Annotated in this window: 14 protein-coding genes and 2 pseudogenes; 10 read left to right on the top strand and 6 right to left on the bottom strand. The window is 67.3% G+C overall.

The annotated features are described in order from the left end of the window. Positions 1–124 precede the first annotated feature (124 nt). The 5 genes from KY5_RS41155 (at position 125) to KY5_RS41135 (ending at position 4,620) form a co-directional block, all read left to right on the top strand. The gene (locus KY5_RS41155; RefSeq protein ID WP_098240208.1) at positions 125–622 is read left to right on the top strand and encodes a hypothetical protein; all 498 of its coding nucleotides are present in this window, start codon (positions 125–127) and stop codon (positions 620–622) included. Between the two features lie 104 nt (positions 623–726). Next, on the top strand, positions 727–1,248 hold the full coding sequence (locus KY5_RS42060; RefSeq protein ID WP_159072440.1) for a hypothetical protein: 522 nt from the start codon (positions 727–729) through the stop codon (positions 1,246–1,248). Then, the gene (locus KY5_RS41145) at positions 1,229–2,470 is read left to right on the top strand and encodes an MAB_1171c family putative transporter (protein WP_098240210.1); all 1,242 of its coding nucleotides are present in this window, start codon (positions 1,229–1,231) and stop codon (positions 2,468–2,470) included. Before KY5_RS42060 ends, KY5_RS41145 begins: the two co-directional genes overlap by 20 nt. Next, positions 2,467–4,080, top strand: coding sequence for an MFS transporter (locus KY5_RS41140; protein WP_098240211.1), 1,614 nt, complete (start codon positions 2,467–2,469; stop codon positions 4,078–4,080). Before KY5_RS41145 ends, KY5_RS41140 begins: the two co-directional genes overlap by 4 nt. A gap of 84 nt (positions 4,081–4,164) precedes the next feature. After that, a complete protein-coding gene (locus KY5_RS41135; protein ID WP_098246970.1) occupies positions 4,165–4,620 on the top strand; it encodes a hemerythrin domain-containing protein in 456 nt (151 codons plus the stop codon). On the opposite strand, the gene KY5_RS43350 is transcribed toward KY5_RS41135, so the two are convergent. Then, positions 4,576–5,244, bottom strand: coding sequence for an MAB_1171c family putative transporter (locus tag KY5_RS43350; RefSeq protein ID WP_418952858.1), 669 nt, complete (start codon positions 5,242–5,244; stop codon positions 4,576–4,578). The two genes, KY5_RS41135 and KY5_RS43350, sit on opposite strands and share 45 nt — an antisense overlap. A 540-nt stretch (positions 5,245–5,784) precedes the next feature. Between KY5_RS43350 and KY5_RS41130 the strand changes: the two genes are divergently transcribed. Beyond that, positions 5,785–6,168 carry a hypothetical protein gene (locus KY5_RS41130; RefSeq protein WP_159072736.1) on the top strand — a complete coding sequence of 128 codons (384 nt, stop codon included), beginning with the start codon at positions 5,785–5,787 and terminating at the stop codon, positions 6,166–6,168. Positions 6,169–6,379: 211 nt separating this feature from the next. On the opposite strand, the pseudogene KY5_RS42900 reads toward KY5_RS41130, so the two are convergent. Further along, positions 6,380–6,757 (bottom strand): annotated as a pseudogene (locus KY5_RS42900) (transposase); the annotation flags it as partial. 819 nt (positions 6,758–7,576) lie between these two features. Between KY5_RS42900 and KY5_RS41115 the strand changes: the two are divergent. Both KY5_RS41115 and KY5_RS41110 read left to right on the top strand, forming a co-directional pair. Next, positions 7,577–8,014 carry a hypothetical protein gene (locus KY5_RS41115; protein WP_098246966.1) on the top strand — a complete coding sequence of 146 codons (438 nt, stop codon included), beginning with the start codon at positions 7,577–7,579 and terminating at the stop codon, positions 8,012–8,014. 395 nt (positions 8,015–8,409) lie between these two features. Then, positions 8,410–9,603 carry a hypothetical protein gene (locus KY5_RS41110; protein WP_159072735.1) on the top strand — a complete coding sequence of 398 codons (1,194 nt, stop codon included), beginning with the start codon at positions 8,410–8,412 and terminating at the stop codon, positions 9,601–9,603. A gap of 357 nt (positions 9,604–9,960) precedes the next feature. Here KY5_RS41110 and KY5_RS43020 read toward each other — a convergent pair whose 3' ends face one another. Beyond that, positions 9,961–10,089 (bottom strand): hypothetical protein, encoded by a 129-nt coding sequence (locus KY5_RS43020; protein ID WP_267894318.1) that lies wholly within the window; start codon positions 10,087–10,089, stop codon positions 9,961–9,963. A 779-nt stretch (positions 10,090–10,868) separates the two neighbouring features. Next, complete coding sequence (locus KY5_RS41105; RefSeq protein WP_098246964.1) at positions 10,869–11,363, bottom strand: Lrp/AsnC family transcriptional regulator; 495 nt, start codon at positions 11,361–11,363, stop codon at positions 10,869–10,871. 104 nt (positions 11,364–11,467) lie between these two features. On the opposite strand from KY5_RS41105, the gene KY5_RS41100 reads away from it, so the two are divergent. After that, positions 11,468–12,448 carry a threonine ammonia-lyase gene (locus tag KY5_RS41100; RefSeq protein ID WP_098246963.1) on the top strand — a complete coding sequence of 327 codons (981 nt, stop codon included), beginning with the start codon at positions 11,468–11,470 and terminating at the stop codon, positions 12,446–12,448. Positions 12,449–12,508: 60 nt separating this feature from the next. Here KY5_RS41100 and KY5_RS41095 read toward each other — a convergent pair. Further along, a pseudogene (locus tag KY5_RS41095) lies at positions 12,509–12,813 on the bottom strand (VOC family protein); the annotation flags it as partial. A 96-nt stretch (positions 12,814–12,909) separates the two neighbouring features. Here KY5_RS41095 and KY5_RS41090 point away from each other — a divergent pair. Next, a complete protein-coding gene (locus KY5_RS41090; protein ID WP_098246962.1) occupies positions 12,910–13,512 on the top strand; it encodes a hypothetical protein in 603 nt (200 codons plus the stop codon). Between the two features lie 2,044 nt (positions 13,513–15,556). Here KY5_RS41090 and KY5_RS43015 read toward each other — a convergent pair. After that, positions 15,557–15,691, bottom strand: coding sequence for a hypothetical protein (locus KY5_RS43015; protein ID WP_267894317.1), 135 nt, complete (start codon positions 15,689–15,691; stop codon positions 15,557–15,559). Position 15,692: the final 1 nt, after the last annotated feature.

The raw sequence follows: 15,692 nt of genomic DNA, 5'->3' as shown, positions 1-15,692 counted from the left end.
AACGATCGCAGCCTGTCAACAGTGGCGAACACGAAGCGACTTGGAGCGCTAGACTGCGTCCGCTGCAGCGGACGGGGGACGTCGCCCCGCTTGCGGAGTGACGCGTTCAGCCACGGAGGCACACATGACGGGCAACCAGGGCAGGCGGCCATCGAACCGTCAGCTGGCGGGCAAGATCAGCGCACGGCTGACCCACCTCATCTGCACGCTCTACCCGGACGAACGCGCCAGACCCGGCTACGCGCGCCTGGCCAAGGAGATCAGGGAGACCACCGGCGGCGCGCTCTCGGGCACCTACCTGTGGGAGCTGGCCACCGGCAAGAAGCACAACGTCACGGTCGAGCAACTGGGCGTTCTGGCCGACTTCTTCGGCGTCCCCCCCGAGTACTTCTTCAACGAGGAGGTCGCTGGGCGGGTCAACGCCCAGCTCCAACTCGCCACCGCACTGCGGGACGCACGGGTCCGCTCCCTGGCGCTGCGCGCCGAAGGGCTCTCCGGCGAAACCCTCGACGCGCTGCTGACCATGGTCGACCAGGCACGCAAGCTGCACCGCCTCCCGGCCGTCGAGGAAGCGAGACCCGAGGACGGATCAGCGGACGCCGCGGCCGACCCCCGGTCGTGACGCGATGACGAGGACGAAGGCGACGACGAGGACCCAGAAGAGGAGGACGAGAACTCGGCATCACTGGCCAGCACGACCCGCCGCCCCCCAAAGGACGAGTGACCTTGCTGTTCCCTTACCGAGCGCTGCGACAGCGGTGCGAATCAGTCCTTGAGGAGCTCGCGCTGCCCCGATCCGCCTCGGCACACGAACTGTGCCGATACGTCGCGCGGCGGCGCGGCCGCCCCATCCATCTCTATCCGCTGCCCGCCCAAGGCCGCACCGACGGCACCTGCGGCGCGTGGATCGCCACCGACACCGACGACCACGTCTTCTTCGAACCGGGCACCACCCGCCCCCACCAAGACCACATCATCCTGCACGAGATCGGCCACATACTCCTCGGCCACCACCGCCCCCTGACCGACGACACCGAGCCGGTGCGCGATGTTCTCCCAGACCTCGACCCCCGCCTGATCCGGCGGCTGTTGCGCCGCGCCTCGCACAGCACGCGCCAGGAACAGGAGGCCGAGATGGTCGCGAGCCTGATCCTCAGCGGAGTGCTGCGCCCGACGTACCTCAACGCCCACGGCACGGCGAAGACGGTGGAAAGGGCGCTGGGGCTCCATGCTGCTTCCGGCGACTGACCTCGCGGCCCTTGGCACCGACGCGCAGGTCGCGGGCACGGTATGCATGTGGACGGCCGTGCTCCTTCGCCTGCCGCACGCTCTGGGCTCACGCCAGCAGCGCGAACTGTGGCTGGCCTGCTTGGCTGCGGCAGCCGCCACGACGCTCGACCTGGACGGCGTCGGCGACTTCGTCGACCGGAACTCCGGCAGCGCGCACAGCGTGGACCTGGTCCGCAACGTATGCGGCCTCATCTCGGCGTTCGCGCTGCTTGAACTGGTCCACTCGCTCGCGGCGGGCTCCCGGAGCCGGACGCTGCTCCGCTGGTTACGGGTCACCGCGTGCTGCGTCGTGGTGGGCGCCGTCGCCCTGGACACGCTGCACAGCCCCCACGGACGGCACCTCATCCTCGAAGGCCCCTCCCCCACACCCTCCCCGCCGTACTGGCTGCTGATCATCGGCACACACCTGATCGCCAACACCCTGTGCCTCGCGGTGTGCGTACGCCGCGGGCGGCGCAGCGGCAACCGCTCCTTGACGGCCGCCCTGCTCCTGCTCGGATCCGGCACCGCCATGGCGGGCGTGTTCTGGCTCGGCGCGCTGTCCCAACTCCTCGGCTCCGCCTGGTCGGTGCCCATACAACCCTTCGCCCTGGCGCTGCACGGTCTGCTCGTCGCGGCGGCCCTGACCGTCCCCACCACCCGCGCCGCCCGCCGCGCGCTCACCGACCTCGGACACCTGTGGCGGATCTGGCCGCTCTGGCGCGACCTGGTGGAGGTGTGTCCGCAGGTGCTGCTCGCACCCCGGCGCAGCCGCCTCATGGAGGCCCTGTGGCCACAGGGCCCGCGCCGCCTCCTGCTGTACCGCAAGCTCATGGAGATCCGTGACGCCATCCTCGTGCTCGACCAGTACGCCACCCCCGAACTGCACTCCCGCGCCCGGGCGTTCGCGGACACCGTGAGCGACGGCGTCCCGGCACACCCGTACGACGGTGACACGCGCGCGGCGGCGCCACCGGCCGAGGAACACTCGGCCGCCGTACTCGCCGCCGTCCTCAAAGGCGCCCGCGCGGCCCACCTGACCGGCGGGGAACCGCGACGCGACACCCCGCCCATCGCGCCGATCGGCGCCGACACCCTGGCCGACGAGACGACGTTCCTGCTCACGGTGGCCCGGATCTACCGATCGGCCCCCACCTCTGTCCACCCGCACACCCCCGTACCAGAGGAAGCACCACGATGACCACCGACACCCCTCCCCTCGCCGGCCGACGGGAGTGGATCGGACTCACCGTCCTGGCCCTGCCGACGCTGCTGATCTCCATGGACATGACCGTCCTGTATCTGGCGGTACCGCACCTGAGCGCCGACCTGGGGCCGAGCTCCACCGAACTCCTGTGGATCATGGACATCTACGGATTCCTGATCGCCGGAGCCCTGGTGCCCGCAGGCGCCCTCGGTGACCGCATCGGCCGCAGGCGCATCATGCTCTTCGGCGCCGCGCTCTTCGGCATCGCCTCGGCACTCGCCGCCTACGCCACCAGCCCGCTCATGCTCATCGTCTCCCGCGCGCTGCTCGGCCTGGCCGGGGCCACCCTGATGCCGTCCGCCCTCTCCCTGGTCCGCGTCATGTTCCAACGGGCCGGCCAACGCAGCTTCGCGGTGGCCGTCGTCATGACGAGCTTCTCCGTCGGCACCACCATCGGACCGCTGCTCGGCGGCGCGCTCCTGGAGCACTTCTGGTGGGGCTCGGTCTTCCTCGCGGGCGTGCCGGTGATGGTGCTGCTGCTCGCCATCGGCCCCGTCCTGCTGCCCGAGTACCGCGACCCGCAAGGCGGGCGCCTCGACTGGTTCAGCGCCGCACTCGCCCTGGCCGCCGTGCTCGGCGTCGTCTACGCGGTAAAACACGTCAGCGCCGCGGGCCCCGACCTGTCCTTCGCCTTGACCCTGGTGGCCGGACTGGCCCTCGGTGTGGTCTTCGTACGGCGCCAGAACCACCTGGACGACCCGCTGCTCGACCTGTCCCTGCTGCGCGACCGCGTCATCAACACCTCGTTGGGCACCTACCTGCTGGGCCTGTTCGCGATGGGCGGCACCCAGCTCTTCATCGCCCTCTACCTTCAAGAAGTCCTCGACCTCTCCCCCTTCATGGCCGGTGCCTGGATGGTCCCCGCCTCCGTGGGCACCATCGTCGGCTCCCTGCTCGCCCCGCTGCTCGCGCGGCGCTTTCGCCCCGCGACGGTCATCACGGGCAGCCTCCTGGTGGCGGCGCTCGGCTTCGCCACCCTCTCCCAAGTCGACGGGGACGACCTGGCGTTGCTCATCACCGGCTATGAACTCGTGGCCCTCGGCCTGAGCCCGATGATCACCCTCTGCACGGACCTGGTCATCAGCACCGCACCGCCCCAGCGCGCCGGAGCGGCCTCCGCCCTCTCGGAGAGCAGCGGCGAAATGGGCGTGGCCCTCGGCGTCGCCCTGCTCGGCACGGTCGGCACCGCCGTCTACCGCACCCAGCTCACCGACCAGCTGCCCGACGGCCTGCCCGAGGCGACCGCGGACGCCGCCCGCTCCGCCCTCGCCGGGGCGACGGAGGCTGCCGAGCCCCTGCCCGACGCCCTCGCCACCCCGCTCCTCGCGGCGGCCCACGAGGCGTTCGCCAGCGGCCTCGGCGTCACCGCCGCGGCGGCCGGCACGATCGTCCTCGCCGCCGCCGTCCTCGCCGCGGTACGCCTGCGCCATCTGCCCACGCACGCGCAGGCCGACGGGGGCCGCGCCGAACAGGGGGCCGGATCGGAGTCGGATCCGAAGGCCGGTGTGGAGAGCGACGCGGGGGCGCGCTCGGACAGAGCCTGACCAGCTCGGTCCGGTCGTCTCAAGGAGTAATCGCGTTGAGTGGATGGTCACCGCGCGTGGAGCGGGCTCGGAGAGCCTGGCGCCATGTCCAACAGCACATCCCTCACGCCTCCTTCCAGCACGTCCGAGCCGGTGCCCGATCTCACCGGTATGCGGCTGAGCCACCGCGCCCTCACCGGCGACATCACGCGGCTCGCCGAGCTCCTCGCCTCGCTCGCCCACACCGACGTACCGGAGCCCCGCGCCCGCGCCGTCGCGGCGTACATCCATCAGGACAACGCCGCCGTACGGCATCACCACCACAACGAGGACGACACCCTCTGGCCGCTCATCGCCCTCTCCGCGGGGCATACGATCGACCTCACGCCCCACGTCGACGAGCACAGCGCCCTCGATCCGCTCCAGGACACCTGCGACGAAGCCGCGGCCCGCTGGAGGACCCGGCCGACGGCGCGGGGCGGCTCGCGGCGCTGCTCGCCGAGGAGCGTAACCTGCTCATCGAGCACATCGCCGCCGAGGAGCGGAACCTCTTCCCTGTGATGACCCGTTGGGTGAGCGCCGAGGAGTACGCCGACACCGAAGCCCGGATCCGCCGGCCTTCAGCGCCACCTTCAACTGGGCTGCTTCAACCACGGCTCTTAGCTCATTGCCAACTAATCCGGCTTCTCTGCCCAGTTCGGCTGCCAGCATGGCGGTCTCAGGATTCATGTAGGGGCGCAGCGCGATCTGTCCGTCGCGGACCTCGATGACCCGACGGTACAAGCGATAGTCCAGATTGGGCAGGGGAGAAGTTGGGGGATGCAGAACGATCTCGGGTAGTTCTTGATGCATCGCGAGCCATAAAGGTGCAAGGCTGCGGTAGGCGCGGTAATTATTCCACCAGACGCACAGGGCCGAAAGGCGAGGGCCCCAGGAAGGCATGGTGAGACCACCGACTATGAGCGGCATGCCGATTCCTGCGCCTAACACGGTCAACACTTCCCACTCCAGTGGGCGGAGGTCGAATTGTACGCCCACGATGGCCGAAGCTCGGTTTGCAAAGTTGATCGAATAGATCAGTGCACTCGCAGCGGTGAGGCGCAAGCCGCAGCGCAGCCATGGCTCCCCCCGCGACTTTTGCGTATCTCCAGCACAGGCGAGCGACTCCTGCCGCGCACACGGCAAGCACCACGCGGCACTGGCGAGTGCGGCCCTCAGGGACGACTACCACGTCGCGCCCACCCGGGGGCCGAAATCTCCGCCGCACCGGCCGGACCGGCCTGAGGCACAGCCCCGCTCGGGGGCCCACCCGGGACCCGGCACCCGAGCGGCAGCCGCCGGTCCGAGCAGCACCAACTGAAGCTGGCAGCCGTGCGAAATGTCGTCCACGCCCCCACCCCACCCTCGAAGGAATACATCGAAAGGTGTACCCGGCCTTGTACCTGGGAATGAAATTTCCACTGCCACGTGAAGGCCTCACCTCCCTCCAGCCTTTCGCTTGTACAGTATTTCTGCGACTTCGATGCCGTGTGAGCGATGAGGTGACATGGGAGCAGGAATAGTAATGATTATCCTGGGCGTCGGCTCCATTGTCACGGACGCCCAGGAGGAAGACTATGCCTTTCTCGAATGGGCGGCAAAGTGCCAGCCCTTAGCGGGCTCCCTGCCGGCCGGTACGGGTTGCGTGTTGACAGCGATTCACTGGCGCAGGGAGTTCAAGAACAAATGACGAAAAAAATTGTCGCCTTTGGTGTCGCGATCATGGGAATGGCCTTCATGACCGCCTGCGGCCCGGCCGATGGAGAGTCCGGCTCATCGGACCATGCAACGACCGGCACCTCCAGCTCCAATGAACTGATCGGAGCCAGGAAGAAAATCTTCTTCAATGTCCTTGAGAACACCAAGAACAAACCCTCCGGGGTCAGCGACGAGGAACTCGTCAGCCAAGGCAACGCAATCTGCGCCGCCGACGGCAACGGTGGTGTGGGCGGCGCCATCGGCAGCGCCGTCAACATCACCCGGGAGACCAAGAAGAAGCTCGACATCTCATACAAGGACGCAGTCGCCGTGGTCGGCGCGGCCCGCGCGGCCTGCAAGGCGCAGCCCTGATCCCAGCCTCGCGTCTGCACAGGCTGCCCCACTGGTTCACGAACGCAGGAAGTGCCTCGGTCCGCAGGCACGAGGATCGTTGAGGTGCTGGTTCCCGTCACCGCCGGAGGCACTGTCCAGGTGAAGAAGCGCATCGGGCCCTGCCCCCGTGTCCACACCGAGGGCGGCGGTCGTGACAGAGTCCGGCAGACCGGTCCGGCGCCGCGGACAGAGACGGCCCGCACGACCGGTCCGTGGCCGGCCCACGCTTCATCGCCCGGATATGGCTGGAGTCGACGGCAGCCCTAGAAAGGACGAGCATGTCGGCCGTCCGCAACTCGGCGAGCAGCAGCTCGTGCAGCCGTTGCCGGACTCCGGCCTCGTTCCAATCCCGAAGCCGTCTCCAGCACGTCATCCCCGAGCCGAAGCCCAGTTCCTGGGGCAGAAACCGCCACGGGATACCTGTGTGGACGACAAACAGAATTCTGCAGAACACCTGCCAACCATCCAAGCGCCGTCGGCCAGGGTGACGGTACCGGCGCTGGACCACCAGCACCAGCGGCTCGATCCGTGTCCACAGTCCGTCGTCGACCTCCCACGGCTTGCTCACTCTCTTCGTCTCGACTGACTTACACCCCCATCCGGACGCGTCAACGGGAGCTGACGCAGGATCATTCCCGATGCATCCACGAGCTCATTTCGTTACGAGTCGTTAGGCGACGTCCCTGCGGGGCTGTTCCATGGTGAACTGCGTGTGACGCGGTGTGACATTCCCCAGCACCATCCCCGTGGTGCCGTTTTCGCCCAGGTCAGACCCTGTGACGTCACATGAAAGAGCGGTGATGTCCCAAGGGGTTGTGACATCACCGCAGGCGGCGGAGACCGATGGTAAGTAGACGTGGTACCTGTTTGGCCACCCTGAAGATGACGACCGTCGGGGTTACGCGAAGTGGGCGGGCGGCGCGTCACGTGGGCCGCGCGGCATGGGTTCGATGATGCCGGTGGGACAGCCGCGCGCGACCATGCTTCGCGCGGTGCAGCACTCGCCCGCGGTCTCCGGGCGCAGCCCGAGCCTCTGAGCGACTTCCAGGTGGTGCGGGCCCCGGGCGAGCAGCCGATGCGCGAAGAGGCGACGACCGAGCACGGTCCGGACGCGGTCCCGCTTCCGGTGCGGGCTTTACCGAGCCGCGACGCTGGCTGATCATGGCAGCCCTGTCCGGCTCAATCCCGGCACAGGGCGGGGGATTCTCGGGAAAGGGCGGCGGGCCCGGCCCCGCCGCACGCGACACTGAACGGGGGCCTCGTACGAGCATGGGCGGCGATCTGGAGGCATCTGCGTGCAGTTGAAGGGGGACCTCTACCTGGGCGGGGCGGAACTCTGCCTGTACTACCCCTACGTGCATGTCCGGTCGGATAGCTGGCTGAAGGCGTGTGCCCTGTAGCCGCGTACCGCGCGATCGACAACGCGCTCGGCGCGTACGACCAGGGCACCCCGCCGGGCCAGGACCTGGCATCCATGTACTGGATCACCACGGGCGAAGTTCCCCAGGCCGCGGCCTCCACCGCACTCAGCCTCGGTGAACCGCACCGGGCCCTCACCTACTTCTCCGCGGCCGCCGCACATCCCGACCCGTACGCCCCGGAGAAAGAGCCCCGCGGCACCTCGATCTATCTCGCTCGACAATCGTCGGCGTACCTTGCGCTCGGCGACCTGGACGGCGCCGTCGACACCGCGCAGCGGGCCGTCGCCCTGATGGGCGGCGTCAACACGGCCCGCGGCAGCGACACCCTGACCGGTCTGCGCGCCGAGTTCACCCAGTACCGCGCCATCCCAGTCGTGAAGGACTTCCTCAACGAAACCGCCTGATGCCCGACGCACCCGGAGCGCGGCGGCCGCGGTCGCGAAGAGGAACTCCGACTCTGAACCTCCGGCTGCGGCGGGTGCCGACGACGTCCGTGCCGGACGATCCGTTGGTTCGTTGAGTGGGCAGCACGTCGAAGACGGCTTCTGCATTCTGCATTGGTCCGGTGCCGGTGACCGGGGCGGTGCAGTGTCGCTGGACGGGGCATCGCGGTGGGCAAGATTCGCCGTCGACGCCCGAGGCGCCGATCTCAAGGGCGGCGACTCCGCGATAAGGACGTCCTCGCAATGACACCGCTCGCAGCCGGTCCGCGGTCAGCTTCTCAGGAGAGCTTTACGGACCGTGGCCGGGACACTACGCCGCCCTGGACACGGCTCCAGGTCCACCCCATAATCTGCGCATGCCCCACCCATTCTGGCGCCGCTCACGCATACAAGATCCCCTCATCGCCAAGAAAATGAAGGGATTCTTCCGTGAACTCGAACACGCAAAGCTGGGGCGCGCCAGCCTCCCGAGCGAGGCAGTGGCCCGACAATACGCAAAGTACATGTGGCCACACGTAGTCAACCTGGGCGGAGGCTACGAGAAGATCCCCAGGCGATCCCGCTACCACGTAAGCCTTTCGACAGACAACCGCGAGCTCGCGTTCATCGCAAAACGTGCATCCCTAGTCTCCGACACGCTCCTTTTAAGCCATCGCGGATCTTCACGGTACGTACCGATCGGACATTACACGGACCTGAGCATGCAGATTCCGACGTCTTACGAAGTCCCGGTGGAGTACTTCGGAATCCACTGCCCCGATCTGCCCGCCCTGGGGGAATGGATCAGAGATAGCAAGGAAATGCTCGAGGCAGGACTCTGGTGGTATCTCCCAATTTACTCATACGCCACAAGGATGGAGCCGCCAGAGGTTGACACGTTCACCAGAAGGCGTCGCCCCGCACCGTATGCGGCCATGGACGGCCTGTACCGGCCGGAGAGGGTCGAGGAACGCCGCGGTCAAGCCGCACGCTCCGGACACCACCTCGCGGGCAGCGTCGCCCAGCCCCCAGTCAACCCGATTGATTACATTGTCCGAGACAAAAGAATCATCGACGCCTCAGGAGCAACCCCCGAAAAGGGCGAACTGATCCGCCCTGTCGCTCGCATCGACCTCCCCTTCATCGATGGGGTGACCCTTCGCGATTTCAGCGAAATCACCGTAAACGAGTTCTCGTCATATGAAGGATTTCGCGGCTTCCTGAGGGATCAATTCGACGGCATGGGGCGAGAGCTGGAGTCGAATCAATCCGAAAAGGGCCTCGCGAAGATCGAGCGCGAAATCCAAGATCAGATACTTTCCGTTAACGCCCAGTTGAAAAGCCCGAAGCGCCAGCGGATACTCGCGGCCACACACGGATCAATCGGATTGACCGTTGCAACGTTGACGGCGGTGAATGGATCGCTAATGAACGCAGCTCTCGCGGGCCTCGTGACGAGCACTTCCTTGTGGCCAGTACTGAATCAGTTCGCGGACAGCAGCAAGCAGCCGATTCGCGATGGGCGTTGGTACTACGTTTGGACCCTTGATCAAAAATACCGGAACCAGTAACGACTCGTGGATCGCACCGACGTACCCAGATTGAGCTCCTGAGTGCCTCAGCCCGCCGCCCGTCCTCGAGACGCTGATCCTCCACAGTTTGAACAGCCCGAAACCGCCGTGGCGACATGACGTGGGCAGCTCGGACTCTGACAGCAGCAGTTCGCACGCCGGGGACCGATCCCACCTATGGCTGCCCCGCCCCCTCTCTGAACACTGTCGGAGAAGTACCACCAGGACGATCACGGTTCACCGCTCCGCTGTGCGAGTGCTGGAGCAGCAGCGCGACGGGCGCGCGGCGGACATCCAGTGCCGCGCCCGGGTGGCTCGGCCCAACACCTCCATCACGGCCAACGGGGGCGAGCTTGTTCATCCTCGCCCTCGTGCTGGTTGTCCGATCCAGCGTCGTGCGGCGGCGAGCAGGGCGGTGACGGTGGCGGGTTCGGTGCCGGTGAGGGTGGCGATGCGGTCGACGGTGAGGTGGAGCCCGTCGTGCATGAGAGCCGTGTCCTGTTCCCGGCTGGTGGTGGTGCCGGTGCGGGCGGTGACGTAGTGGGTGTGCAGGTTCCAGGCGTAGGCGGCGGGGTTAGGCCGGGCGACCGCGGCGGTCTCGCGTAGTACAGCAACGCCCTTTCACGTCTCCCCCCCTTCACGAAGCGCACCGGCGCACCGCCCCGGTCGAAACGGCCTCTCGGCCACCGACTGACCCACGGTCACTTCCGTGACCTGCAACAGCCCCCGCCCCCACACAGCCCCTGGCCGGACCGAAAGGTCCCGCGCGTTGGTGGGGGACCCGGGTGGGACGGTGCCGTCGCGCGCTCTGAGAGCCCTCGCCGTGCGAATCGCCAACGCCCGCTCGTTGTCCCTCGGCGCCACGCCACGTGGGGGACAGAGGAGATCTCCACTTCGCCTCGTGTCGTTTTTCGAGCATGACAGCCTGTGCGTGCAACCTCGGTGCGGCTCGTGGTACCGGTCTGCTGGCCGCCGACTTCCGGTATCGCAAGCAACTCCGTGCGCAGCCGAAGGGGCGCCGGTCCCAGCATGGTGATGTGCTGCAGCGGCTACTGCACATCGCGAACCAGCTAGTGAACGACGCTCCTGCTCCTCTTCGGCGTAGCGGCTGCGGCGGAATGCCAGATCAGCACGGAAGAGGCCCTGCGGAAATGGGTCGCATGGCTCATCGATCACCAGCTCCTCGCCTTGGACGGACACGCCAACGGGCCCAGCAGGCTGTGGGGTTGCGCTTCACCCCGGCCGGACCACTCCGACGACGCCTCTCAAGGGGCCGGCCAGAGCGGCAGGGGAAAGGTCAGGCCGGACTTGACGGTGTCGAAGACGACCAGGGTTTCGTAGCGCCGGATGTTGTCGTCCGCCTTGAACAAACGGTCGCCCAGGCGGCCGCACTCACGTGTGCTCGGCGCCGCCATCACGACCAGGTAGTCCCATGGGCCCGCGGTCCGGTAACACTGCTGGACCTGCGGTTCAGCATTCATCCGCGTCGCGAAGACGCGGTGGTGCTCGAACGATTCCTGATCGAGCGTCACCATGACCGCTGCCAGCACCACGGGCCCGAAACGATGTGGGTCAAGGACGGCGACCTGCCTGCTGATCAGACCGTGCTTGCGGTAGCGGGCGATGCGGCGCTGGACTGCGCTGGGCGAGAGTCCGACCTCTTCGCCGAGATCGTGCAGGGTGCGTTCGGCGTCGTGCTGGAGGAGGTCCAGCAGGTGGGTGTCGATGTCGTCCAGGTGGGGCGGAGGTATCTCGGGCACGCGAGATTATTGCGTGCCCGCGCGAAAATCCTCAATCGCCTTGATCGGTCGCTCCGTTAGCGTCGGCTTGGTCCGGACGTCCTCGGCTCAGGAAGGCGGCAGGCATGGATCTGGATGTGACACGGATCGAGAAGGCTCTGCGCGTGATCGACCCGGTGTTCCTCGACACCCCGCAGTACGTGGACGAGCAGCTGTGCCATGCGCTGGGCGGGCGCTGCGTGACGGTGAAGCTGGAGACGGCCAACCCGGTGCGCAGTTTCAAGGGCCGGGGCGCTGACATGATGCTGAGCACGCTTGCCGCGGGCACCGCGGTGGTGTGTGCCAGCTCCGGCAACTTCGGGCAGGCCCTCGCGTATGCGGGGCGCACCCGCGGGATGTCGGTGGAGGTGTTCGTGCCCGAGACCATCAACCCCGCCAAACGGGCTCGTATCGAGGCCTTCGGCGCGCGTGTGGTCGTCGCCGGGCCCGAGGGAGCCTCGGCGCGCGAGGCTGCGGCCGCTCACGCCGCGCGCCACCCTCAACTGGTCCATATCCAGGACGGCCTTCAGGCGGCGGTCGCCGAGGGCGCGGGAACGATCGGGGTCGAACTCACTCGCGGCGCGCGCTTCGACGCGATCGTGCTGCCGGTCGGCGACGGCGCACTGATCAATGGTGTCGCGCGCTGGACCAAGGAACACGCGCCCGGCACACGCATCGTGGGTGTCAACGCCTCGGGTGTTCCCTCGATGAGGGAGAGTCTGCGCGTTGGCCGCCCGGTCACCGTCAAGCATGGCGGCACCTTCGCCGACGGTATCGCGATACGTACCCCGTTGGAGGCCTCCGTGCGGCGTGCCCGTGAGCTGGTGGACGAGGTCGTCCTGGTGACGGACGAATCCATCGCCTCCGCCATGGAGTTGGCGGCGCGCACGCTTGGCATCGTGCTGGAGCCGGCCGGTGCGGCGGGCCTGGCGGCGATCGCCGAGGGCGCCGTCCCGGGTGATCGTGTGGCGACGGTGCTGACCGGCGCCAACCCGCGCCCCGAGCAAGCCAGCAGGCTCGCAGTCTCGCTGGCCGCATCACTCGCATCGCCCGCATCGGTGCCGTAGGAACCCATCCGGATCCCTAAGACGTCACGTCACCCACGCAGGGCCAGCCACTCCTGGACTGGGGGCCGGACTGTGGACGAGCAAGGCTCCTCGCCCGGTGATCTCCTCGCAGTAGCGGTCCACATCGTCGACTCGTAGGACGACGAGGGACCGGTACCCGGTCGCCTCCGCTGCGAGTTCGCCCAGCACCTCGGCCATCTGTGTGCGGTCCTGCAGGGCGAAGCCCGCGGTGCCGCCGTCGGGGGTGAACTTCGCGTACGGACCGTGCTCCGCGTCGAACAGCGGCGTGAGTCCAGTACGCCGCGGCAGAAGCGGTAGCACCTGATGAAGTCCGCGACGAGAAGCAGGACTTGGGCGAGTTCCATGACGTTCCCTTCAGTACCGCACGAGGTCTACGGCATCGGTTGCAGAAGGTTCAAACCCCTGCGGGATTCGGCGCGGGAGCCCTGCTCTCCGCGGCAGTGGCGACACCCACCGCGGCCGCCGCCCCCGAACACCCCGTGGGGCAGAAGTCCCAGCGGTGGGTCTGTCTGGAATCGCGGCAGGAGTGCGAACAGGCCTATCGCAAAGCGGGCAGTGTCGAAGGCGCCCGGAAACTGATCAACACCAAGAGGGCCTCCGGGTACGGGTACACCGTCGACCAAGGAGCCGACGGCTACTACTACGGCTGGAAGCTCTCGAAGAGCGCGTCCGGCAGGCAAGGGCCCGTCTACGACTGCGGCCGCAACGGCTGTGTCTACCGGGGCGACATCCGCCTCCAGCTCCACTTCCACCTGAGCGGACGCGGCACGAACCTCCTCGAGATGACAGTGCAGAACAAGTCCGTCGCGGACGGGATCGCGATCACGCCGGTCGCCGCCGCACGCAAGATCGAGGACTGGGTTCCGCAGCCGATCGGCGGCTTCGTATCGGAGGACCGCGCCACGGTACCCGTCGGCGCCACCAGGAACTTCACGTTCACCGAGGGGGGGGCAAAAGCAAGCAACTGGAGTTCAAGGCGAGGGGTAGCGGCAGCTACGACGTCGTCCTCAGCTCTGTCACCCCGGGCGCCCGCTCCACGATAGTGCGGCCCTTCGAGTCCCTCGACTTCCGGTGTGAAGGCGGCGGCGACGCCGGGCGCTGCTACTACCCCGGCTACGGCGAGGGCGACGACGGAGCACCCTAGAACCCGTCGGCGGATGTGAGCACACCCTGGATCCCCGCCTCGATGCGTGACCTCTCGTGGGGGTGTATCGCGGACGTATCGAAAAGCGCATACGTCTGCGCAACACCCCTACGTCTTCAGTGCCGGCATGAACCACCGCACATCCACGGTCGGTTCGTCGATCAAGAGAGGGACGTACTCATGGAATCGGATTCCTTACGGGGTATCGACCGGCGTCGACTGCTCGGGGGGGGCGGAGTTACGGCCGCAGGCATGGCTGCCGCAGGAACGCAGTTGGTGGGCGCCGGGCCCGGTCGGGAGGTCGGCGTCGGCGCCCCACGGTTGCGGAGGTTCATTCCGACACAGGTCCAGCTCGTTTCGAGTGACCGCGCGAGCTAGCTCTTGGCGACACCGGTGATGGGATGCGAGCTGCAAGTAACTGCGTGACGTGATCGCTCGTTTCATGTACCTATGCGGGGGATTCAAGAAGCTGGAGTCCACTCGCCATCACGTTGAAGGGGCCTGTCGAGAAATCCACGTCGACGCCATCGACCGGGTCCTTGTGAACTTATCTGACGACGCCTCTTATGCCTTCAGGGAGGTCAGGATCAGTGAATGTTGTCGTCACCTCGTCGGCGGGTTCGTACATGGGTGCCGCCACTGCCGCCCCTCTCACGTCGGTTGGACCTCGTACCGTACTCGGCGGTGCACGTGTTGCAGGGGCGGACCGGCTGGTCGCTTCACAAGGAGTAAGGGGAAGCTTGGCCGCGTGACGCGGCGGGGCGCGGTCTAGGTTCACCCGCTTCAGGCCCTACGAAGAGGCCGCCGAGCGGAACCGACTCGCGCCGTCCCTCACTGACGACGACTGCTTCGCCGCCGACTTCCTGGTCAAACTCGCTCTCACCGGCGTCGAGATCAACTTGAATACGGGGAAACTCCTCCGCGGGGCTCTCGCTCACGTCCATCGCGATCGCGACACCAGGCACACCCGGCGCAGGCTCCAGGACGATCCAGTCACCACCTTCATAACGCGGAGGCCGCCGCACACATCCCAGGGCCTGACGCCAGAAGTCGCCTGCCCTCTAATCTCCGCACCTCTCCCAACGATCCGGAGTTCCGTGGGAAAGGACCAGTCCGTACGACTCAGCGACCCCGCAGTCGTTTTGCTCAGTCCACTGGTAAGCGAGGACGGTCCAAATCGCGACCGCGATCACCGCAGCCACACCCGGCCGACTCCAACGCGATCGTCCCCCTGAGGCGCCTTCGTTGTTCTCGGGCGGGCCGTCGGACGGACCCTTGGGTGGCTCCCAACCCGGCCCTGTGTACCCCTTCGGCCGCCACCCTGACCCACTGTTCGTCATGCTCACCAGTATCCAAGGATCGACCTCAACTGCACCTGTTCCGACTGAAGTTGCCGACACTGACAGGGCTCCCATCTCCGTCACGGAGGACGTCCGACCTGAACTCGGCTCCGGTTCCAGTCACCCATCCCAGGCCCCAGCTACCACTCACAGCCACAAGAGGCGTGCCCTGGCGCTGCACGGGATCCGCGCGCGGGTCGCCTACCGGCGGCCCGGATCATGACCGCAGCCTCTCCCTCGCCCAGAGAGCCCCCATCACCATGTGCAAGAGCGGTCATGTAGACCGCCAGCGGACCGTCCTTCGCGAGAAACCCTGGCAGGGCGAATACCGCGACGATCAGGACCCCTCCGCAGCCGACAACTGCCGGATCTGCTGAGTCCGGACGACTCGCCCGTTGCCTGTGCGGGCAATGCGGCGAGGATGAGGCCAGCAGCTACTGGAGTCCGGCATCTGTTTCTCCACAGCCACGATCACCTCGGCCAACTTGACCCTCTGGCGCTCTTCCTCGACGCAGAAGGCCCAGTCTCCGAACGAAACGGTTCCCCGCGGGCTCGTCCCGTCGTAGCCCGCCCGCAGATGCGTACGGCCTGCGTGGACGCCGACTACCGCACCACCGCCATCGAGCGCGGCGCCCGGCTCGGCATCGGCGTCCACCCCGCCCAACGCCCTCCGGGCGTCCGCAGGCTCGCGATCACTCCGTGCCGCTGGACCATCGAACGCAGCATCGGCTGGCTCATG

The sequence above is a fragment of the Streptomyces formicae genome, from assembly GCF_002556545.1.
GTDB classification, from domain to species: Bacteria; Actinomycetota; Actinomycetes; order Streptomycetales; family Streptomycetaceae; genus Streptomyces; species Streptomyces formicae_A.
This window is presented reverse-complemented; position numbering and strand designations above follow the sequence as displayed.